At 72.7% G+C, this 19735-nt stretch carries 21 protein-coding genes; 14 read left to right on the top strand and 7 right to left on the bottom strand.

Annotation, left to right across the window (positions count from 1 at the left end):
- Positions 1 to 709 precede the first annotated feature (709 nt).
- Together AC156L_RS28250 and AC156L_RS28255 are read right to left on the bottom strand one after the other, a co-directional pair.
- Positions 710 to 1390 (bottom strand): LON peptidase substrate-binding domain-containing protein, encoded by a 681-nt coding sequence (locus tag AC156L_RS28250; protein WP_330875871.1) that lies wholly within the window; start codon positions 1388 to 1390, stop codon positions 710 to 712.
- 9 nt (positions 1391 to 1399) lie between these two features.
- On the bottom strand, positions 1400 to 2104 hold the full coding sequence (locus AC156L_RS28255; RefSeq protein WP_330875870.1) for an NUDIX hydrolase: 705 nt from the start codon (positions 2102 to 2104) through the stop codon (positions 1400 to 1402).
- Positions 2105 to 2172: 68 nt separating this feature from the next.
- Between AC156L_RS28255 and nadA the strand changes: the two genes are divergently transcribed.
- Genes nadA through nadC form a run of 3 tightly spaced genes read left to right on the top strand, consistent with a single transcriptional unit; the run spans position 2173 to position 5629 of the window.
- Positions 2173 to 3192 (top strand): quinolinate synthase NadA, encoded by a 1020-nt coding sequence (gene nadA, locus AC156L_RS28260; protein ID WP_330875869.1) that lies wholly within the window; start codon positions 2173 to 2175, stop codon positions 3190 to 3192.
- Entirely contained in the window at positions 3189 to 4808 is a 1620-nt protein-coding gene (locus AC156L_RS28265; protein ID WP_330875868.1) for an L-aspartate oxidase, read from the top strand. The genes nadA and AC156L_RS28265 overlap by 4 nt, the downstream gene beginning before the upstream one ends.
- Entirely contained in the window at positions 4805 to 5629 is an 825-nt protein-coding gene (gene nadC, locus AC156L_RS28270; protein ID WP_330875867.1) for a carboxylating nicotinate-nucleotide diphosphorylase, read from the top strand. Before AC156L_RS28265 ends, nadC begins: the two co-directional genes overlap by 4 nt.
- A 60-nt stretch (positions 5630 to 5689) precedes the next feature.
- On the opposite strand, the gene AC156L_RS28275 is transcribed toward nadC, so the two are convergent.
- On the bottom strand, positions 5690 to 6469 hold the full coding sequence (locus AC156L_RS28275) for a carbon-nitrogen hydrolase family protein (RefSeq protein ID WP_330875866.1): 780 nt from the start codon (positions 6467 to 6469) through the stop codon (positions 5690 to 5692).
- Positions 6470 to 6498: 29 nt separating this feature from the next.
- On the opposite strand from AC156L_RS28275, the gene AC156L_RS28280 reads away from it, so the two are divergent.
- The gene (locus AC156L_RS28280) at positions 6499 to 7128 is read left to right on the top strand and encodes a GntR family transcriptional regulator (RefSeq protein ID WP_330875865.1); all 630 of its coding nucleotides are present in this window, start codon (positions 6499 to 6501) and stop codon (positions 7126 to 7128) included.
- On the opposite strand, the gene AC156L_RS28285 is transcribed toward AC156L_RS28280, so the two are convergent.
- Complete coding sequence (locus tag AC156L_RS28285) at positions 7089 to 8420, bottom strand: MFS transporter (RefSeq protein ID WP_330875864.1); 1332 nt, start codon at positions 8418 to 8420, stop codon at positions 7089 to 7091. The two genes, AC156L_RS28280 and AC156L_RS28285, sit on opposite strands and share 40 nt — an antisense overlap.
- 44 nt (positions 8421 to 8464) lie before the next feature.
- Between AC156L_RS28285 and AC156L_RS28290 the strand changes: the two genes are divergently transcribed.
- Genes AC156L_RS28290 through AC156L_RS28300 form a run of 3 tightly spaced genes read left to right on the top strand, consistent with a single transcriptional unit; the run spans position 8465 to position 11917 of the window.
- Complete coding sequence (locus AC156L_RS28290) at positions 8465 to 9136, top strand: DUF2848 domain-containing protein (RefSeq protein ID WP_330875863.1); 672 nt, start codon at positions 8465 to 8467, stop codon at positions 9134 to 9136.
- 34 nt (positions 9137 to 9170) lie between these two features.
- Positions 9171 to 10745: an ABC transporter substrate-binding protein gene (locus AC156L_RS28295; RefSeq protein WP_330875862.1), complete on the top strand. Its 1575-nt coding sequence runs from the start codon at positions 9171 to 9173 to the stop codon at positions 10743 to 10745.
- The gene (locus AC156L_RS28300) at positions 10730 to 11917 is read left to right on the top strand and encodes an aminotransferase class V-fold PLP-dependent enzyme (protein ID WP_330875861.1); all 1188 of its coding nucleotides are present in this window, start codon (positions 10730 to 10732) and stop codon (positions 11915 to 11917) included. Before AC156L_RS28295 ends, AC156L_RS28300 begins: the two co-directional genes overlap by 16 nt.
- On the opposite strand, the gene AC156L_RS28305 is transcribed toward AC156L_RS28300, so the two are convergent.
- Positions 11898 to 13184: a M14 family metallopeptidase gene (locus tag AC156L_RS28305; RefSeq protein ID WP_330875860.1), complete on the bottom strand. Its 1287-nt coding sequence runs from the start codon at positions 13182 to 13184 to the stop codon at positions 11898 to 11900. The two genes, AC156L_RS28300 and AC156L_RS28305, sit on opposite strands and share 20 nt — an antisense overlap.
- Before the next feature lie 156 nt (positions 13185 to 13340).
- Between AC156L_RS28305 and hisD the strand changes: the two genes are divergently transcribed.
- Genes hisD through AC156L_RS28325 form a run of 4 tightly spaced genes read left to right on the top strand, consistent with a single transcriptional unit; the run spans position 13341 to position 16508 of the window.
- A complete protein-coding gene (hisD, locus tag AC156L_RS28310; RefSeq protein WP_330875859.1) occupies positions 13341 to 14657 on the top strand; it encodes a histidinol dehydrogenase in 1317 nt (438 codons plus the stop codon).
- Positions 14654 to 15757 carry a histidinol-phosphate transaminase gene (locus tag AC156L_RS28315; protein ID WP_330875858.1) on the top strand — a complete coding sequence of 368 codons (1104 nt, stop codon included), beginning with the start codon at positions 14654 to 14656 and terminating at the stop codon, positions 15755 to 15757. Before hisD ends, AC156L_RS28315 begins: the two co-directional genes overlap by 4 nt.
- A complete protein-coding gene (gene hisB / locus AC156L_RS28320) occupies positions 15754 to 16353 on the top strand; it encodes an imidazoleglycerol-phosphate dehydratase HisB (protein WP_330875857.1) in 600 nt (199 codons plus the stop codon). The genes AC156L_RS28315 and hisB overlap by 4 nt, the downstream gene beginning before the upstream one ends.
- Complete coding sequence (locus AC156L_RS28325; protein WP_330875856.1) at positions 16353 to 16508, top strand: hypothetical protein; 156 nt, start codon at positions 16353 to 16355, stop codon at positions 16506 to 16508. The genes hisB and AC156L_RS28325 overlap by 1 nt, the downstream gene beginning before the upstream one ends.
- Here the strand turns inward: AC156L_RS28325 and AC156L_RS28330 are convergent.
- A complete protein-coding gene (locus AC156L_RS28330) occupies positions 16505 to 17053 on the bottom strand; it encodes an RNA 2'-phosphotransferase (protein WP_330875855.1) in 549 nt (182 codons plus the stop codon). The genes AC156L_RS28325 and AC156L_RS28330 overlap by 4 nt on opposite strands.
- Before the next feature lie 62 nt (positions 17054 to 17115).
- Positions 17116 to 17577, bottom strand: a complete 462-nt coding sequence (gene soxR, locus AC156L_RS28335) for a redox-sensitive transcriptional activator SoxR (RefSeq protein WP_330875854.1) — start codon at positions 17575 to 17577, stop codon at positions 17116 to 17118.
- Between the two features lie 53 nt (positions 17578 to 17630).
- Here soxR and AC156L_RS28340 point away from each other — a divergent pair, with 53 nt between their 5' ends.
- Genes AC156L_RS28340 through AC156L_RS28350 form a run of 3 tightly spaced genes read left to right on the top strand, consistent with a single transcriptional unit; the run spans position 17631 to position 19726 of the window.
- Complete coding sequence (locus tag AC156L_RS28340; RefSeq protein WP_330875853.1) at positions 17631 to 18311, top strand: thiamine pyrophosphate-dependent enzyme; 681 nt, start codon at positions 17631 to 17633, stop codon at positions 18309 to 18311.
- Positions 18308 to 19204, top strand: a complete 897-nt coding sequence (locus tag AC156L_RS28345) for a transketolase family protein (RefSeq protein WP_330875852.1) — start codon at positions 18308 to 18310, stop codon at positions 19202 to 19204. The genes AC156L_RS28340 and AC156L_RS28345 overlap by 4 nt, the downstream gene beginning before the upstream one ends.
- A gap of 9 nt (positions 19205 to 19213) precedes the next feature.
- Complete coding sequence (locus AC156L_RS28350; RefSeq protein WP_330875851.1) at positions 19214 to 19726, top strand: hypothetical protein; 513 nt, start codon at positions 19214 to 19216, stop codon at positions 19724 to 19726.
- Positions 19727 to 19735 lie beyond the last annotated feature (9 nt).

A 19735-nucleotide genomic window follows, 5' to 3' on the forward strand; every position in this document is an offset into this window, starting at 1 on the left:
GCGGGTCCTCCGGGTCTGCGGGTCCAGCGGGTTCGTGTGGCTGTGGGTGTGTGGGCCCTCGGGTTGTGTGGGCCCTGTGGGGTGGTGGGGCTGTCCCCCCGGTGCGCGAGTGTCGTCATGGCCGGGCGTGCCGCGTCAAGGCGGGAAAGATGCCTTGACCCGGCACGTCCGGCCAAGAGGGCGCTGGGGATCGGGGGGCCGGGTGGGGTGTGGGCGACAGTCGGCTTTGTGCGGGTCCGCTTGGCGGTGGTGGGTCTCCTTTGGGGGTCCCGCTTGGGCGGTGGTGGGTTGCCTTTGTGAGGCCGCTCGGGCGGTGGTGGGTCGCCTTTGTGAGGCCGCTCGGGCGGTGGTGGGTTGCCTTTGGGGGTCCGCTTGGCGGTGGTCGGGCGGCTTGTGCGGGTCCGCTCGGGCGCAGGTCAGCAGGCTTGTGCGGGTCCGCTTGCCGTGGCCGGTCGGTTGAGCGGGTCCGCTGGGCGGTGGTAAACGCCTTGTGCGGGTCCGCTTGGCGGCAGTCAGGCGGCTTGAGCCGGGTCGTTTGGCCGTGGAGGGTCCGCGTGGGGCAGGCCGCTTGCCCGTGGTCAAGCGGCCTGGGCGGGTCCGCCTGGCTGTGGTGGCTTCAGCCGCGCCGCTGTCGCGGTCGTCGCTCGGGCGGCTCCGTCCCACGCGGGCAGTCGCCTCAGTGGCCCGCCGTTCGGTCGGGCGGGCTTCGTCAGTTCGGGTTCGGTACGTGGCCGAATTCCGCCAGCGGCACCGGGACCGCGCGCAGCGCGTCCAGGATTCCCGCCTCGCGGTGCAGCATTCGGCGCACCAGGCGCAGTCGCCTGGCCGGGGAGGTTTCCTCCAGCAGGCGCTGCCTGTCCTCCAGCGCCAGCAGGCAGTCGCCTGCCAGCAGGTACGACAGCAGGTCGTGGGTGGTTTCCTCCGGTGGCGGTGCCCAGTCCTCGCGGTGCCACGCCGCCGCGCAGTAGCGCTGGTGGGCGGCACGGGCCGAGTCGGCCATCAGGGGTAGGACCTCGGCCACCGGTTCGGGGGTCGGGGTGTCCGGCAGCCATTCGACCTCGCCCACCAGGTAGGGCGCGGAGGTGTGGTCCACCGACAGGAGGCGGAAGCGCTGCTGGCCCTTGGTCACGATGTCGAACCGGCCGTCGTTGAGCCTGCGCGCCTCGCGCAGCAGCGCGGAGCAGCCGACCTCGCGCAGGGACGCGACGTTGTCGGTGCCCATGGCCCAGCCCTCGCGGATGGAGACCACGCCGAACTGGCGGTCCGGCAGGGCGCCGGTGACGAGGTCGACCGTCAGCTGGCGGTACCTGGGCTCGAAGATGTGCAGGGGCAGCGACGCTCCGGGCAGCAGCACGGTGCCCAGCGGGAACAGGGGGAGCGTCTCGGTCACGCGACCACGTTACGACGTGGCGCTCGTGCCCGCCGGACGGCCGGTCGACGGGGGTCGCAGCACGGCGAACTGATCGGTCACCAGGATTCCCCTTGCGCTGAAACGGAAAAGTGCGGCCGGTCGGCCGCCGGTCGGGCCGGGTGGGCTGGTGTCGCCGGTCGGTTCGAGCAGTCCGCGCCGGGACAGCACGCGTTGCAGGTTGGTGGCGGACACCCGGTAGCCCAGCGCCGCCGAGTACAGCTCGCGCAGCGCGGAGATCGTGAAGTCCGGTGGCGCCAAGGCGAAGCCGAGGTTGGTGTAGGAGAGCTTCGAGCTCAGCCGGTGACGTGCCTTGTGGATGATCGACCGGTGGTCGAACGCGGTCTCGGGCAGGTCGTCGACCGGGAACCAGGCGGTGTCGTCGGGGACGACCGGGACGATGTTCGACGGGACGAGACCGAGGAACGCGGTGGCGACGACGCGCGGTCCGGGGACGCGGTCCGGGGCGCTGAAGACCGACAGCTGCTCCACGTGCGAGAGCTGCCTGACGTCGACCTTCTCCGCCAGCTGGCGGCGGATGGACGCCTCGATGTCCTCCCTGTCGCCCAGCGCGCCACCGGGGAGTGACCAGCGGTGAGCGTGCGGTTCCCTAGCGCGTCGCCAGAGCATGACCTGGAGTGATCCGGCTCTCACCTGGAGTACTGCGGCCAACACCTCATGTCCCGCGAGACCCACGGGCTGATAGTATCGGCCACGTTTTCGACCCAAAGGCGAAAACCTCGGAGAGTCGCGAGGAGGACCCCATGGTCGCTACCGCATATGTGGAGCGAACCTCTGACGGCGCGTACGACGGCATCGAAGCCGACGCGTCCTGGCGCGCGGAGGTGCTCGAACTCGCACGTCAGCGCGACGCGGTCATCCTCGCCCACAACTACCAGCTGCCCGAGATCCAGGACATCGCCCACCACACGGGCGACTCGCTGGCGCTGAGCCGGATCGCGGCCGCCAGCGACGCGTCCACGATCATCTTCTGCGGCGTGCACTTCATGGCCGAGACGGCGAAGATCCTCGCGCCGGAGAAGACCGTGCTGATCCCGGACGAGCGGGCGGGCTGCTCGCTGGCCGACTCGATCACCGGTGAGCAGCTGCGCGAGTGGAAGGCCGAGCACCCCGGCGCGGTCGTCGTGTCGTACGTCAACACGACCGCCGAGGTGAAGGCGGAGACGGACATCTGCTGCACGTCGTCGAACGCGGTCGACGTGGTCGCCTCGATCCCGGCCGACCGCGAGGTGCTGTTCCTGCCGGACCAGTTCCTCGGCGCGCACGTGAAGCGCGAGACCGGCCGCGAGAACCTGCACATCTGGGCGGGCGAGTGCCACGTGCACGCGGGCATCAACGGGCCCGAGCTGGCCGCGCGCGCGGCCGAGGACCCCGAGGCCGACCTGTTCATCCACCCCGAGTGCGGCTGCGCGACCTCGGCGCTCTACCTGGCTGGCGAGGGCATCGTGCCCCCGGACCAGGTCCGCATCCTCTCGACCGGTGACATGATCACCGCCGCCCGCGGCACCACCGCCAAGTCGGTGCTGGTGGCGACCGAGATCGGGATGCTGCACCAGCTCCGCAAGGCCGCGCCGGAGATCGACTTCCGCGCGGTGAACGACCGGGCGTCGTGCAAGTACATGAAGATGATCACGCCGACCGCGCTGCTGCGCTGCCTGCGCGAGAACAAGGACGAGGTGCACGTCGACCCGGAGACCGCGAAGCGGGCGCAGGCGTCGGTGCAGCGGATGATCGAGATCGGCAAGCCCGGCGGCGGCGAGTGAGGCCGCGGTGGGAGGCCCGTGCCGACCTGGTCGTGGTCGGCACGGGGGTGGCGGGCCTGACGGCCGCGCTGCGCGCCCACGAACTGGGCCTGCGGGTCCTCGTCGTCACCAAGGCCAGCGGGCCGGACGGCAACACGCGCTGGGCGCAGGGCGGCGTCGCCGTCGTGCTGCCCGGTGAGCACGACGAGGGCGACACGGTCGGCGCGCACATCGCCGACACGCTCGTCGCGGGCGCGGGGCTGTGCGAGGAGGACGCCGTCGCGGCGGTCGTCTCCGGCGGCCCGGACGCCGTGCAGCGGCTGCGGGAACGCGGTGCCGTCTTCGACGCCGAGCCCGACGGCCACCTGGCCCGCACCCGCGAGGGCGGCCACACGGCGTTCCGCGTGGTGCACTCCGGCGGCGACGCGACCGGCGCGGAGGTGGAACGGGCACTGCTCGCCGCCACGGTCGACGGCCGGCTCCCGGTGCTGGAGCAGCACGTCGCGGTCGACGCGCTGCGCACCCCGCTCGGCGTGGTGTGCGGGCTGCTGGTGCTGGACGGCAACGGTGTGCCCGGCGCGATCGGCGCCCCCGCCGTGCTGCTGGCCAGCGGTGGTCTCGGGCAGCTCTACCAGGCCACGTCCAACCCCGAGGTGGCCACGGGCGACGGTCTCGCCCTGGCGATGCGGGCGGGCGCCGCGGCGGCGGACGTCGAGTTCGTCCAGTTCCACCCGACCGTCCTGTACACCGGGCGCGGCGCTCGTGGCCGCTGCCCGCTGGTGACGGAGGCCGTGCGCGGCGAGGGCGCGGTGCTCGTCGACGCGACCGGCGCGCGGGTGATGAAGGGCGTGCACCCGTTGGAGGACCTGGCTCCCCGCGACGTGGTCGCGGCGGCCATCACGCGGCACATGGTGGGCGAGCCGGGCGGTGTCGACGACCACGTGTTCCTGGACGCCACCGGCCTCGGTTCGATGGCGACGCGGTTCCCGACGGTGCACGCGGCCTGCGTCGCGGCGGGGATCGACCCGGCGCGCGACCCCATCCCGGTCGCCCCGGCGGCGCACTTCGCCTGCGGCGGGGTGGTGGCCGACGTGGACGGGCGCACCGCGGTCACCGGTCTGTACGCCGCCGGTGAGGTCGCCCGGACCGGGCTGCACGGCGCGAACCGGTTGGCCTCCAACAGCTTGCTGGAGGGACTGGTCGTCGGCACGCGGGCCGCCGAGGCCATCGCGGCGGACCTGGCGCTGGGTGTGCTGGCCGATCCGAAGGCGGCGTCGGACCCGGTGCTGCCCACCGCGCCGGTCGCGGACCGCGACTCCCTGCAACGGGTGATGAGCCGGTACGCGGCGATCGGGCGCGACGCCGAAGGCCTCGCGGTGGTCGGCTCCGTGCTGGACCTGTCGACCGTCGACCGGGTGCTGGACACCCGGCGGCTGGTGGAGGACGCGGCGCTGACGCTGGCGGCTCGGGCGCTGATCGCGGCCGCGGCGGAGCGGACGGAGTCGCGCGGGTGCCACGTGCGGACGGACTTCACCGCGCGCGACGAGGTGCGGTGGCACCGCAGCCAGGTCGTCCGGCTCACGCCGTCCGGCCAGCCCGTGTTGGCGGATCCGTTCATGGCTTGGGGAGCGGCATGACTCTCGACCTGGAAGACGCACGTCGGGCCATCGCGGTCGCGCTGGCCGAGGACCTGGCCTACGGACCGGACGCCACGACGGAGGCGACCGTCCCCGCGGACGCGGTGGCGGTCGCCGAGCTGACGCCGCGGGCCGCCGGTGTGCTGGCCGGGATCCCGGTGGCGCTGGAGGTGTTCGGGTCCGGGGTGGAGGTCCTGTCCCGGCGCGAGGACGGGGAGAAGGCGGTGCCCGGTGAGCCCGCGCTGGTCGTGCGGGGTCGGGTGCGGGACCTGCTCACGGCCGAGCGGACGGCGTTGAACTTCCTCACGCACCTGTCCGGCGTCGCCACCGCCACGGCCGCGTGGGTGGACGCCGTGGCGGGGACCGGGGCTCGGGTGCGGGACTCGCGGAAGACGTTGCCGGGGTTGAGGTTGCTGGAGAAGTACGCGGTTCGGTGCGGTGGCGGGGTGAACCACCGGATGGGGCTCGGCGACGCCGTGCTGATCAAGGACAACCACGTTCTGGCCGCCGGGTCGGTGGGGGCCGCTCTGCGGGCTGTGCGCGCTCGTGCTCCGCACCTGCCCTGCGAGGTCGAGGTGGACAGCCTGGAGCAGTTGGACGAGGCCGTCGCCGAGGGGGCGGAACTGGTGCTGCTGGACAACTTCACGCCCGAGATGTGCGCGGAGGCCGTTCGCCGGGCCAAGGGCGTTCGGCTGGAGGCGTCCGGCGGCCTCACCCTGGCCGTGGCCCGCTCCTACGCCGAGACCGGTGTGGACTACCTGGCCGTCGGCGGGCTGACCCACTCCTCGCCCGCGTTGGACCTGGGGATGGACCTGCGCTGAACCGGGTGACGGCGTCGGGCCCCGGCGCCGTCACCCCGGCAGGCCCCGCACGGGCGCCGGTCAGAGCCGCCGGTTCGCGAGCACCGGCAGCGTGCGGCGGGCGTCCTCGACCGTCTCCGCGTCGATGTCCACGAGCAGCAGGTCCGGCTCACCCCCGAGACCGCCCACGACAGTGCCGAGCGGACCCACCGCCATGCTGTGCCCGACACCCGTCGGAGCCGTGGTCCCCAGGTCGCCGGGGTCCGCCTGGCCGCAGGCGAGCACCCACGACGTGCAGTCCAGCGCGCGGGCGCGGACCAGGAGCTCCCACTGCTCCACCTTGCCCGGCCCGGAGCCCCAGGACGCGCCGAGCAGCACCGCCGAGGCGCCCTGGTCCGCCAGCGCGCGGAACAGCTCGGGGAAGCGGATGTCGTAGCAGGTGGCGATGCCCAGGGTCGTGCCGTCGACCTCGACGGTCACCGGCTTGGAACCGGGTGCGACGGTGCTCGACTCCTGGAACCCGAAGGCGTCGAAGAGGTGGATCTTGTCGTAGCCGAGGTGGGTGTCGGCGCTCGTGACGAGGAGCGTGTTGGTGACGCGGCCGTCGGCGGTGGGGGTGAACATGCCCGCCACCACGACCACGCCGTGGTCGGTCGCGATCTCCCGCACGGCCGTGGCCCAGGGGCCGTCGAGCGGTTCGGCGATCGGCTTGAGCGACACCCCGAACCGGCACTGGGTGGCTTCCGGGAACAGCACCACGCGTGCGCCTCCGGCGGCTGCCCGGCGGACGCCGTCGCGCACCAGTTCCAGGTTGGCCTTCGGATCGGTGGTGGAGCTGATCTGGCAAAGCGCTGCGCGCACGGCGTGATCCCCTCTGGTATACAGACAGTATGCAGGTGTCCGGTCGCGAGAAGGCCTACGAGTTCCTCAAGGACACCATTCTGGCCGACCCCGAGATGCAGGGGCGGTTCATCAGCGAGCAGGACGTGGCCGATCGGATCGGTGTGTCCCGCACGCCCATCCGGGAGGCGCTGCTGCTGCTCGCCGCCGAGGACCTCGTCCAGCTGGTGCCGAAGAAGGGCGCCTACGTGGCGCCGGTGTCCGGCCGCCAGGTGGCGGAGCTGGTGGAGCTGCGCGGGATGGTCGAGCGGTTCGCCGCGGAACGGGTTCTCGAGGCCGGGACGGCGCCGATCGCTCGGATGCGCGAGGCGATCGAGCGCCAGACGGCGTTGCGCGGCATGGCGGACGCGCGGGAGTTCATCGACGTCGACCGGCAGTTCCACGCGCTCCTGGTGCGGGCGACCGGCAACGAGCTGCTGACGAAGATGTACGAGGGGCTGCGCGCCCGGCAGGTGCGGGCGGGTGTGGTCGCGCTGTTCCGGGCGACGGGGCGGCAGGACGCGGTGCTGCTGGAGCACGAGGCCATCGTGGCCGCGCTCGAGTCCGGGGACGTCGAGGCGGCCACCGCGGCGATCAGCTCTCACCTGGAGTCCACGCTCAAGGTGCTGCTCGGCGCCTGATCGACCTCCTCGTCCACGGGGTCGCGGCCCAGGTAGAGGCCGAGCAGCGTGACCGCGCAGGCGACGGCGACGTAGGCCGCGACCAGGGTCCAGGTCTCGAACGCCGCCAGCAGCGCGGTGAACACCAGCGGTGCCACGGCGCCGCCGATCACGCCCGCGAGGGTGTAGGCGAGCGAGCTGCCGGTGTAGCGGAGCCTCGGCGTGAACTGCTCGGAGATGAACGCGGCCTGCGGGCCGTACATGAACGCGTGGAACGCGAGCCCGACCACGATGCCCAGCACCAGGAGCAGTCGGGACCCGGTGTCGACGAGCGGGAAGAACACGAACGGCCACACGGCGCCGCAGACGGCCGCGCCCGCGTACAGGACGCGCCGGTTGACCCGGTCGGACAGCCAGCCCGCCAGCGGCATCAGGAAGAGCTGGAGGCCCGACGCGATCAGCACGGCGGTGAGGCCCGCGTTGCGCGGCAGGCCGAGCTGGGTGGTGATGTAGGTGAGCACGAACACGGTGAACAGCGCGTAGAGCACGTCCGGGCCGACGCGGCACAGGACGGCGGCCAGCAGCGGCCTGCGCTGGGTGCGGAACACCTCGCTGATCGGCGCGGTCGGGCGGTCACCGCGCTCCTGGATCGCCTTGAACACCGGCGTTTCCTCCAGCTTCAGCCTGATCCACAGGCCGAACACCACGAGCACCGCCGACAGCAGGAACGCGACCCGCCAGCCCCACGACATGAACTGCTCGTCGCTGAGCAGCAAGCCCAGCAGCGCCAGCACGCCGTTCGCCATCAGGTTTCCCGCCGGCGGGCCGATCTGCGCCGCCGAGGCCCAGAACCCGCGCTGCCGGGGATCGCCGTACTCGCTGGACAGCAGGACGGCACCGCCCCACTCGCCGCCGAGGCCCACGCCCTGCGCGAACCGCAGGACGACGAGGAGCACGCCCGCGAGACCGCCGATGGCCGCGTGGGTGGGCAGCAGGCCGATCAGCATCGTCGCGATGCCGGTGATGAGCAGCGTCGTGACGAGCACGCGCTTGCGGCCCAGCTGGTCGCCGAGCCTGCCGAACAGGAACCCGCCCAGCGGTCGGGACAGGTACCCGACGGCGTAGGTGGAGAACGCGAGCAGCGTCGCGGTCAGCGGCTCGGAGCTGGGGAAGAACAGCGGGCCCAGCACGACGGCGGCGGCCACGTTGTAGATGGCGAAGTCGTACCACTCCAACGCGGTGCCGGAGAGCGACGCGGCGAACGCGCGGATGAGCGCGGGCCTGCGCACATCGGTGGTCTGGATTGGCGGCATCGTGTAATACTGCCTGTATACAACTCGTATGCGCAAGGAGTGGAATGTCAAATCTGCGTTTCGACCTCCCCGACGGCTCCCAGGTCGCGGTGACCGTGACCACGCTGCTCAACGGCGGCTACGCGGGCCGCAGCCAGGACGACGTGGCCGCTCACGTGCGGGAACTCGCCGAACTGGGGGTGCCCGCGCCGACCGAGACGCCGAGCCTCTACCCGGTCGCGCCCTACCTGGCGCAGCAGACCGACGACGTGCCGGTGCAGCACGGCCGGACCTCCGGCGAGGCCGAGTGGGCTCTGGTCGTGACCGACGACGACGTGCTGCTGACCGTCGCCTGCGACCACACCGACCGCGCGCTGGAGGCCCACGGGGTGGCGTGGAGCAAGCAGGCCGGGCCGGACGTGCTGGGGCGCGGTGCGTGGCGGCTCTCCGACGTGGCCGACCGGATCGACGGGATCGAGCTGACCGCGTGGGCCGACGACGTCGAGATCCAGGTCGGCACGCTCGCCGAACTGCTCACCCCCGCGTACTGGGTGGACGTGCTGCGGGCCCGTGACCTGCTCAGGCCCGGCACCGTGCTGCTGTCCGGCACCATCCCGATGCGCGAGGGCGTGAACCAGTTCGCCTCGTCCTGGCGGGTGGAGCTGCGCGACCCCGAGACCGGCGGCGCGATCGACCTCGCCTACCGGGTGCGCCCACTGCCCGCCCCGATCGGCTGACGCCGTTCGGGGCTACGGACTAGGGTCGGGTGTCGTGCGCTTCCTGTTGCCCCCCGTCCTGCTCGTGGCCGCCGTCGCTGCCTCCGCGTGCACCGGCACGACCACGCCCAGCGCGGAGGGCACGAACGACAACAGTTCGATCGTCCTGGCCGACGCGACCGAGCCCGCGACGCTGAACCCGTTGCTGGGCTACGGGTCGGAGGGCGTGTCGAAGATCTTCGACGGGCTGGTGGAGCACCGCGCGAACCGGACGCTGCGGCCCCAGCTCGCCGCCGAGGCCCCGAAGCCCGCCGCGGACGGCCTGTCGTGGACGGTGAGGCTGCGCGGCGACGTGAAGTTCACCGACGGCACGGCGTTCGGGCCCGAGGACGTCGTGGCGACCTACCGGGCGCTGCTCGACCCGGCCTCCGGGTCGACGATGAGGTCGAGGTTCGCGATGCTGACCGGCGTCGAGCAGCTGGACGCGCAGAACGTGCGGTTCACGCTGTCGAAGCCGTACGCGCCGTTCCCGAACCTGCTGGTGCTCGGCATCCTGCCGAGCGAGGCCCTGGCCGCGGGCGGCCCGCTGGCGAGCAGCCCGGTCAACACCGCGCCCGTCGGCACCGGCCCGTACCGGCTGACCGAGTGGGCCAGGGGCGACAAGATGGTCCTGGAGTCGAACCCCTCGCACGTCGAGGGCGACCCCAGGATCAAGAAGGTCACGGTGGTGTTCGTCCCGGACGACAACACCAGGGCCCAGCGGATGGAGAAGGGCGAGTTCGACGGCACCGACCTGCCGCCGCGGCTGGCCACGAAGTTCGCCCAGGCCAACGGGATGCGGGTCATCGACCACCAGACCGCCGACCTGAGGGCCATCACGCTGCCCACGGGGAACCCGGTGACCGGCGACCCGGCGATGCGGCTCGCGCTCAACACCGCCGTCAACCGCCAGGGGATGATCGACAACCTGCTGGCGGGCAAGGGCACGTCGGCGAGCACCCCCGTGCCCGCCGAACTCCCGGAGTTCGTCGACCCCGACTCGGCGTTCCGCTACGACAAGGCCCAGGCCGACGCCCTGCTCGACCAGGCGGGCTGGATCAAGGGCGCGGACGGGCTGCGCTCGCGCGACGGCGTGGCCGCGTCGTTCACGCTCATGTACCCGATCGGCGACGTCGTGCGCGTTGACCTGGCGACGGCGTTCGCCGCCGACGCCAGGGCCGTGGGCGTGGACGTGCAGCTCGCCGGGCTCAGCCGCGAGGCCATCGTGCCGCGGCTCGGCAAGGACGCCGTCCTCGGCGGCGAGGGCGACCCGTTCGACCCGGACCAGGCGCTGCACGGGACGCTGCACACCGCTGGCGCGGACAACCCCGGCGGCTACTCGAACCCCCTGGTCGACGCCGCGCTCGACGCGGGCCGCACCCTGCTCGACCCGGCCCAGCGGGTGGCCGCGTACGTGCAGTTCCAGCGCGCGTACCTCGCCGCGCCCGGCATGGTGACCCTCGCCTTCGTGACGCACACCTACGTGGTGCGCGAGAACTGGAACGGCTACCAGCAGGTGGTCGACCCCTCCGACCACGGCGGACTGTCGTGGGGCCCGTGGTGGAACCTCCAGAAGTGGACGCCCAAGTAGTGGACCTGCGAGCCGTGCGCGCCGACACCCCCGCCGCGCTGGACCGGGTCTTCCTGGACAGCGCGGGCTCCTCCCTGCCCCCGGCACCAGTCCTGGAGGCCCAGATCGGCCACCTGCGCCGCGAGGCCGAGGTCGGCGGCTACCTGGCCGCCGCCGAGCGGTTCGACGACCTGGAGGCCGGCTACGGCGTCCTGGCCGAGCTGCTGGGCGCCGCGCCGGACGAGATCGCCTTCTCCGACAGCGCGACCCGGTCGTGGCTGAGCGCGTTCGACGCCGTGCCGCTCGCCGCGGGTGACCGGGTGCTGGTCACCGAGGTCGAGTACGCGGGCAACGCCGTGCCGCTGCTGCGCCGCGCCGAGGAGACCGGGGCGACGGTCGAGGCCGTGCCGTCCGACGCGCACGGGCAGGTCGACGTGGCCGCGCTGCGCGAGCTGCTGGACGAGCGGGTCAAGCTCGTGTCGCTGGTGCACGTGCCGACCAACGGCGGCCTGGTGAACCCGGTCGCCGAGGTCGCCGCCGCCGCGCACGAGGTCGGCGCGCTGGTGCTGCTGGACGCGTGCCAGTCCATCGGCCAGATCCCCGTCCGGCTGCACGACCTGGGGGTGGACGTGCTGTCCGGCACCGGCCGCAAGTGGCTGCGCGGTCCGCGCGGCACCGGCTTGCTGGCCGTGCGCCGCGAGGTCCTGCACCGGCTGCGGCCCCGGCTGGTCGACCTGCACAGCGGCTCGTGGACGTCGCCGACGGCCTACGGGCTGCGCGACGACGCGCGGGTGTTCGAGCTGTGGGAGTGCTCGATCGCGGCCAAGCTCGGCCTCGTCGAGGCGGCCCGGTACGCGCTGGCCCTCGGCGTCGACACCATCGCGGCCGAGGTCGGCGACCGCGCCAAGCGCTTGCGCGCCGGGTTGGCCGACCTGCCCGGCGTGCGGGTCCACGACCTGGGCGAACGGCGGTGCGGCCTGGTCACGTTCACCGTCGACGGGGTCGCCGCCCCGGACGTGAAGGCCCGGCTGGCCGCCGAGGGCGTGACGGTGACGACCAGCTCCGTCGGGTCGACCAGGATCGACATGGGCAGGCGCGGGCTCGACGAGGTAGTGCGGGCGTCCCCGCACTACTTCGTCTCACCCGAGCAGGTCGACCAGGCGGTCGAGGCGGTCAGCAGGTCTGGCCGATGACCCGCGGCACGCAGTCCGCGTAGCCGAGGAACAGGTCCACGGCGGTGTTGTTGCGCGCCACCTGCGTGGCGATCTGGGTGTCGCGCGGGTAGAAGCCGTTGAGGCCCGTCCCCGACTTGGGGTACATCTCGAAGGTGTAGCTCCAGATCTTGTGCGTGGCCCACATCCAGTCGTTGATGCCGCCGTCGGTGATGTACAGGTCGCTGGACTGCTGCGGCGTGTACCCGTTCAGCGCCGCCATCTGCCTGCCCAGCGTCCCGAAGGCGTTCGCCTGGTCGGCGTTGAGGCCCGTCGCGGTGTCGCTGTAGGTGTAGCCGTAGGGCCACAGGATCAGCTCGGAGTAGGTGTGCCAGTCGATGTGCGCCTTGATCTGCTGGACGCCGCCGACCACGCGGGAGTTCGTGAAGTCCCGCACCCGCTGGGTCTCCGGCGCGGAGAACGCGCTGGGACCGCGGTAGGTCTCGCTCGACCCGGTGCCGCTGGAACCGCCGCAGCAGCCCCACTGGTAGCCCCAGTTGCGGTTGGGGTCGGTGCCCGTGGACGTCGAGTTCGGCTGCCGGTTCTTGCGCCAGCCGCGCAGCGTGCCCGCCGCGATGTCGTACTCCGCGCCGTCCGGGTTCACGCTCGGCACGACCCAGATCTCCCGGCTGTCCACCAGCGCCTTGATCGCGGTGCTGGTGGCGTAGCCGTCGGTGAAGCGCTTGATGATGTGCAGGCACATCTCCACGGTCAGGTGCTCGCGGGCGTGCTGGTTGCAGGTGAACAGCACCTCCGGCTTCGCCTGGTCCACCGCGGGGTTGTTGCTGATCTTCAGGACGGGCAGGGACCGGCCCTGGTAGGAGTTGCCCAGCGACGACAGCCGGACCAGGTTCGGGTGGTCGGTGACGGTCTGGTTCAGCTCCGCCGTCATCTCGGCGTAGTTGTGGTAGCCGGTGTAGCCCGACGGGAAGTCCATCGTGCCGATCTCGGCCGAGCCCAGCTGGGCGAGCTGCTCGTCGGCGTCGCCCTTCGGCTTCACCGCCAGCCCGGTCGCGCGCAGGGCGCGGAGCTGGGAGCGCTCGGCGATCACGGTCAGCTTGTCGCCGTCCATGCCGAGCACGTCGACCCCGGTTCGGGCGACCTTCGTGCGGGCCTCGGCGTTGACCGCGGTGACCTCGTAGACGGTCCGCTCGCCCTGGACGGCCGTGGGTTCGGCGTATCCGGGGGCCGCGGTGGCCATGACGGCCAGACAGGCCAGGGCGACCAGGCCACGTCGTTTTGCGAACATGTGCGTCTCCATCATCAGCAGGGGTTTTGCGACGGAGTGGTGCTCATTGCAGGGTCGCGCGCTCCTCGGTGGTCAGGTAGCGCCGTTCGCCGGGTTCGCCGTGCTCCGCACCGGGCTGACAGTTGACACAATTCCGCTTCCCCTAGGCTTGGGGGCATGCTCAACCGCATCGACCTGCGAGGCAGTGTCCCGTCGTCAGCCGAACTCCGCGCGGTCCTCCCGCGTGCCGAGGAGGACGTGGACGCGGTGCTGCATCAGGTCCGGCCGGTGGTCGAGGCGGTGGCCGCCCGCGGTGCCGAGGCCGCCCAGGAGTACTCCGAGCGCTTCGACGGGGTGCGCCCCGCCTCGGTCCGCGTGCCCGCGGCCGAGGTGGCCGCCGCGCTGACCGCGCTCGACCCGGCCGTCCGGGCGGCGCTGGAGGAGTCCATCGCGCGGGCCCGCAAGGTCCACGCCGAGCAGCGCCGCACCGACACCACCGTCCAGGTCGTGCCCGGCGGCACGGTCACCGAGCGCTGGGTGCCGGTCGCCCGCGTCGGCCTCTACGCCCCCGGCGGCCTCGCCGTCTACCCGTCCAGCGTCATCATGAACGTCGTCCCCGCGCAGGCCGCCGGGGTCGAGTCCCTGGTCGTCTGCTCACCGCCCCAGGAGGAGTTCGCGGGCCTCCCGCACCCGACGATCCTCGCCGCCGCCGCGCTGCTCGGCGTGGACGAGGTGTGGGCCGTCGGCGGCGCGCAGGCCGTGGCGCTGCTGGCCTACGGCGGTGTCGACACCGACGGCCGCGAGCTGGAGCCCGTCGACCTGGTGACCGGGCCCGGCAACCTGTACGTGACGGCCGCGAAGCGGATGCTGCGCGGCCTCATCGGCATCGACGCCGAGGCGGGCACGACGGAGATCGCCGTCCTCGCGGACTCGACCGCCGACCCCGTGCACGTGGCGGCCGACCTGATCAGCCAGGCCGAGCACGACCCGGCCGCCGCGAGCGTGCTGGTGACCGACTCGGTGGAGCTGGCCGACGCGGTCGACGCGGAACTGGTCCGGCAGACCGCCGAGACCAAGCACCACGAGCGCGTGCGGACGGCGTTGAGCGGCACGCAGTCCGGCACGGTCCTGGTGTCCTCCGTGGACGACGGCCTGCGCGTGGTGAACGCCTACGCGGCCGAGCACCTGGAGGTCCAGACCGCGGACGCGTCCGCCGTGGCCGCCCGCGTCCGGTCCGCGGGCGCGGTCTTCGTCGGCCCGCACTCGCCCGTGTCGCTCGGCGACTACTGCGCGGGCTCCAACCACGTCCTGCCCACCGGCGGCTGCGCCCGGCACTCGTCCGGGCTGTCCGTGCAGACTTTCCTGCGCGGCATCCACGTGGTCGACTACTCCGAGGACGCGCTGCGCGAGGTGGCCGACCACGTCGTGGCGCTGGCCAACGCGGAGGACCTGCCCGCGCACGGTCAGGCCGTGACGGCGAGGTTCCGGCGATGAGGCCCGTCGGCGACCGCGTCGAGCTGTCCGACCTGCCCCTGCGCGAGGACCTGCGGGGCCGCACGCCGTACGGCGCGCCGCAGCTGGACGTGCCCGTCCGGCTCAACACCAACGAGAACCCCTACCCGCCCACGCCCGCGCTGGCCGCGGACGTGGTGGCGGCGGTCGCCGAGATCGCGGGCGAGCTGCACCGCTACCCCGACCGCGACGCGCTGGCGCTGCGCTCCGACCTCGCCGCGTACCTCGCGGACGCGACCGGTGTGCCGCTGACCGAGCGCAACCTGTGGGCGGCCAACGGGTCGAACGAGATCCTCCAGCAGATCCTCCAGGCGTTCGGCGGCCCCGGCCGCACCGCGCTGGGGTTCGAGCCGTCGTACTCGATGCACCCGATCATCGCGGCGGGCACCCGCACCGAGTGGGCGCCGACGCCCCGCCGCGAGGACTTCTCGCTGGACACCGCGCGGGCCGCGGAGGTCGTGGCGGACCGGAGGCCGGACGTGGTGTTCGTGACCAGCCCGAACAACCCGACCGGGCAGAGCGTGCCGCCGTCCGACCTCCGCGAGCTGATCGCGGCGGCACCGGGCGTGGTCGTGGTGGACGAGGCGTACGCGGAGTTCTCGCCGCGCCGCAGCGCCGTGGAGCTGATCGAGGAGTTCCCGGAGAAGCTGATCGTCAGTCGCACGATGAGCAAGGCGTTCGCGTTCGCGGGCGGGCGGCTCGGCTACCTGGCCGCCGCGCCCGCCGTGGTCGACGCGCTGCTGCTCGTGCGGCTGCCGTACCACCTGTCGGCGCTCACGCAGGCCGCCGCGCGGGCGTCGCTGCGGCACGCGGCCGAGACGCTCGGCTCGGTGGCGAAGCTCGCCGCCGAACGCGACCGGGTCGCGGAGTCGTTGGCGGGACTGGGTTTCCGGGTCGTCGAGAGCGACTCCAACTTCCTGCTGTTCGGCTGGTTCACCGACGCGCACGCGACGTGGCGGTCCTATTTGGAGCGTGGCGTCCTGATCAGGGACGTCGGCATCGCAGGGCACCTGCGGGTCACCATCGGAACGCCCGAGGAGAACGACGCCTTCCTCGCGGCGAGCAAGGAGGTTCTTCGGTGAGTCGGGTCGGCAAGGTGGAACGCGCCACCAGCGAATCGTCGGTGTACGTCGAGATCGACCTCGACGGCACCGGCCGGGTCGAGATCGGCACCGGGGTCCCGTTCTACGACCACATGCTCACCGCGTTCGGCGTGCACGGCAGCTTCGACCTCGTCGTCCGGGCGACCGGTGACGTCGAGATCGACGCCCACCACACCGTCGAGGACGTCGCCATCGTGCTCGGCCAGGCGCTGCGCGACGCGCTGGGCGACAAGAAGGGCATCCGCCGCTTCGGCGACTGCTGGATCCCGATGGACGAGACCCTCGCGCACGCCGCCGTCGACGTCTCGGGTCGGCCGTACTGCGTGCACACCGGCGAGCCGGAGCAGTTCACCACCTTCACGATCGGCGGCAACTACCCGTTCGTGCTGAACCGGCACGTGTTCGACTCGCTCGCGTTCCACGCGCAGATCGCGCTGCACGTCCGCGTCGAGTACGGCCGCGACCCGCACCACATCGCCGAAGCCCAGTTCAAGGCCATCGCACGGGCCCTGCGCGCGGCCGTCGAGCCGGATCCGCGGGTGGCGGGCGTGCCGTCCACCAAGGGTGTCCTGTAATGCCGGAGGAGTACGTCGCCATCGGGCTGCTGGCCCTCGCGGGCTTCCTGCTCGGTGGCGTCTACAGCACGTGGAAGACGGCCAAGGCCGTGGCCGTCGTGCTGGGGATCTTCGCGCTGGTCGCCGTCGGCGGAGCGGTGGCCTGGTTCCTCTAGGCCCCGTGCGTCGGCGGCAGCTCGGACAGGTACCGAGGGGGCACGGACGCCGCCAGCCACACGCCGTTGGCGCTGACGCGGAACTCGTGGCCGTCGGCCCGCATGGCGGCGGTGTCCACCACCAGCACCACGGGCTTGCCGCGCCGCGCCCCCACGCGCTGGGCGGTCTCGACCGTCGAGGACAGGTGCACGTCGTGCCGGTTCATCGGCTTCAGCCCGTCGCGGTGGATCTCGGGCAGCACGCGGCCGACGGTGCCGTGGTAGAGCACGGCGGGTGGTTCGGCCACCGGCAGGTCGAGGTCCACCTCGACGCTGTGGCCCTGGCTGGCCCGGATGCGGTCGCCCTCGATCGCGAAGCGCTTCTTGTCGTTGCGCTCGACCACCTCCTCCAGCTGGGCGCGGGTCGTGCCCCGGCCGAGCGCGGCCAGCAGGTCGTCGATGTCGACCCAGCCCGCGGCGTCCAGGCGCAGGCCGATGGCCTCGGGGGAGTGTCTGAGGTGCTTGGAGAGCCGCTTGGACAAGCGGATGACGTCCTTCTCGTGCATGGAGCACACCTCAGCACGTCGAACACCGGCCCCGCCACCGCTTTCCACGACCGCCGAGCGGCTCAGGTGCCGCCCTCGGCCGCGGCCTTCAGCTTCGGCGCGCCGGGGCCGTCGACGGCCTGCGCGTCGTCGAAGTTGTGCAGGAAGCAGCTCCGCAGCGACAGGCAGCCGCAGCCGATGCACGACGTCAGGCGGTCCCGCAGCCGGTTGAGGGCGTCGATCCGCGCGTCCAGCTCCTCCTGCCACGACTGGGACAGCCTGCTCCAGTCGGCCTTGGTCGGGGTGCGGCCGTCCGGCAGCGTCGCCAGCGCGGCGTGCACCTCCTCCAGGCTCAGGCCGACCCGCTGCGCGGTGCGGATGAACGCGAGCCGCCGCAGCACCGACCGCGCGTACCGGCGCTGGTTGCCCGCCGTGCGGTGCGACGCGATCAGCCCGCGCTCCTCGTAGAAGCGCAGCGCGGTGTGGGGTACGCCGCTGCGCTCGGCCACCTGTCCGATGGTCAGGTTCTCCGGCAACTTGGTCACGGGTCCACCCTACTTCTTGACCTCCACCATGGTCGAGGTTGAAAGGTGGGGGCATGACGGTGACGAGGGAAATGGGTTTCGCCGACATCCCCGCGCTCTACGGGAGGATGGCGGGCGACGAGAAGCACGAGTGGGCCTCGGCGTCCACGCTGCCCGTGCTGTGGGTGCTCTACGACCGAGTGCTGGACGTGGCGCCGGACCGGGTCGACGACCCGAGCCGCGACCGCTTCCTGCTGTCCAAGGGGCACGGGCCGATGGCGTACTACGCGGTGCTGGCTGCGAAGGGGTTCCTGGATCCGTCCCTGTTGGACACGTGGACCCGGTGGGACTCGCCGCTGGGCCTGCACCCGGACCGCGTCCTCGTGCCCGGCGTGGAGATCGGCAGCGGTTCGCTCGGCCACGGGCTGCCGATCGGCGTGGGCACGGCGATCGGCCTGGGGCTCCAGGGCGGGCGGCAGCGCGTGGTCGTGCTGATCGGCGACGGTGAGCTGGACGAGGGCAGCAACCACGAGGCCATCGCGTTCGCGAGCCGGATGGGGCTGGAGCGGCTGACCGTCGTGGTGGTGGACAACAGGTCCGGCACGCACGGCTGGCCCGGCGGTGTCGCGGCCCGGTTCGCGGTCGAGGGCTGGGAGGCGATCACGGTGGACGGCCGGGACCAGGACGCGCTGCACGAGGCGCTCCTCACCCCGCACGTCGGCACGCCCCTCGCGGTCGTGGCGGAGGTCCGATGAGCACCATGCGCGAGGCGTTCGTGAGGACCGTGACCGACGCGATGGAGACCGACCCGAGGGTGGTGGTCGTGCTCGCGGAGATCTCGCGGGACGTCTTCCCGGTGACCGATCGGGTGATCAACGTCGGAATCCGCGAACAGGCCATGGTCGGCGTGGGGGCGGGGCTGGCGCTGTCCGGGCTGCGGCCCGTCGTGCACAGCTACGCGCCGTTCCTGGTGGAGCGGCCGTTCGAGCAGATCAAGCTCGACTTCGGGCACCAGGACGTCGGGGGAGTCCTGGTCAGCGTCGGCGGCTCCTACGACGACCCCGGCTGGGGCCGGACGCACCAGGCGCCCGGCGACGTGGCGCTGATCGACACGCTGCCGGGGTGGACCGTGCACGTCCCCGGCCACCCGGACGAGGTGGAACCGCTGCTGCGGCCCGCCCTCGCGGGCGACGACCGCGTCTACCTGCGGCTGTCGCTGCGCACCAACACCCGCGCGTACCCGGTGGCGGAGGGGTTCACCGAGGTCCGCGGGGGCAGGCTGGGCGTCGTGGTGGCCGTCGGGCCGATGCTCGACCGGGTGCTGGAGGCGACCGCCGACACCGACGTGACGGTGCTCTACGCGGCCACCGTCCGGCCGTTCGACGCCGAGGGCCTGCGCCGGGCCGTGCGCGCCGCCGACCACGCCGACGTGCTGCTGGTCGAGCCGTACCTGGAGGGCACGTCGACCCACCTGGTGACCGAGGCGCTGGCCGACCTGCCCGCACGGGTGAGATCCCTTGGCGTGCAACGGGAAGCCGAACTGCGCGCGTACGGCACGGCGGAGGACCACGACGCCGCCCACGACCTCGACGCGCTGGGCGTCGCGGCGGCCGTGCGGCGGATGTTCGGCCACGGGGGTCAGGCATGATCTAGTCCCGTGAGAGTGCCGAGAACCCTGATCTGGACCGCAGCACCCACGGCGGAACTGCAACGCGCCCTGCACCGGGAGGGCTCCGGCCCTGCCGCGCTGGTGCCGGTGACCTCCGGCACCGTGCTGCTGCCCGCGCGGCAGGGCGGTTTCGCGGCGGCGATGAGACTGGCGGCGAGGTGCCGCGAGATCGGGGGCACGGCGCTGGTGCTGCGGTGGGCGGGTGCCACGCGGGTCGGGTCCGACGGCGTGCGCACCACCTACCGCGGCTCCCCGCTCTCGGCGATGAGGCTGGTCGGCCCGGTCACGTGGTGGCTGCTCAAGGGCCGGGAGCGCGGCGAGGCCGACCTCACCGCCGACGTGACCCAGGTCGTGGGCCTGGTCGACGAGGGGAGGGCGGACACCCACGTGGCCGGGCTGCCCTCGGCGCGCAGCCGCCTCGCCGACCTGCCGATCAACACCCTGCTGCCTGTCATCCCGGTCACGCAGGGCGCGGCGCCGCCCGAACCGCCGCTGACCTAACCTGGACAC

This window comes from Umezawaea sp. (assembly GCF_057122925.1).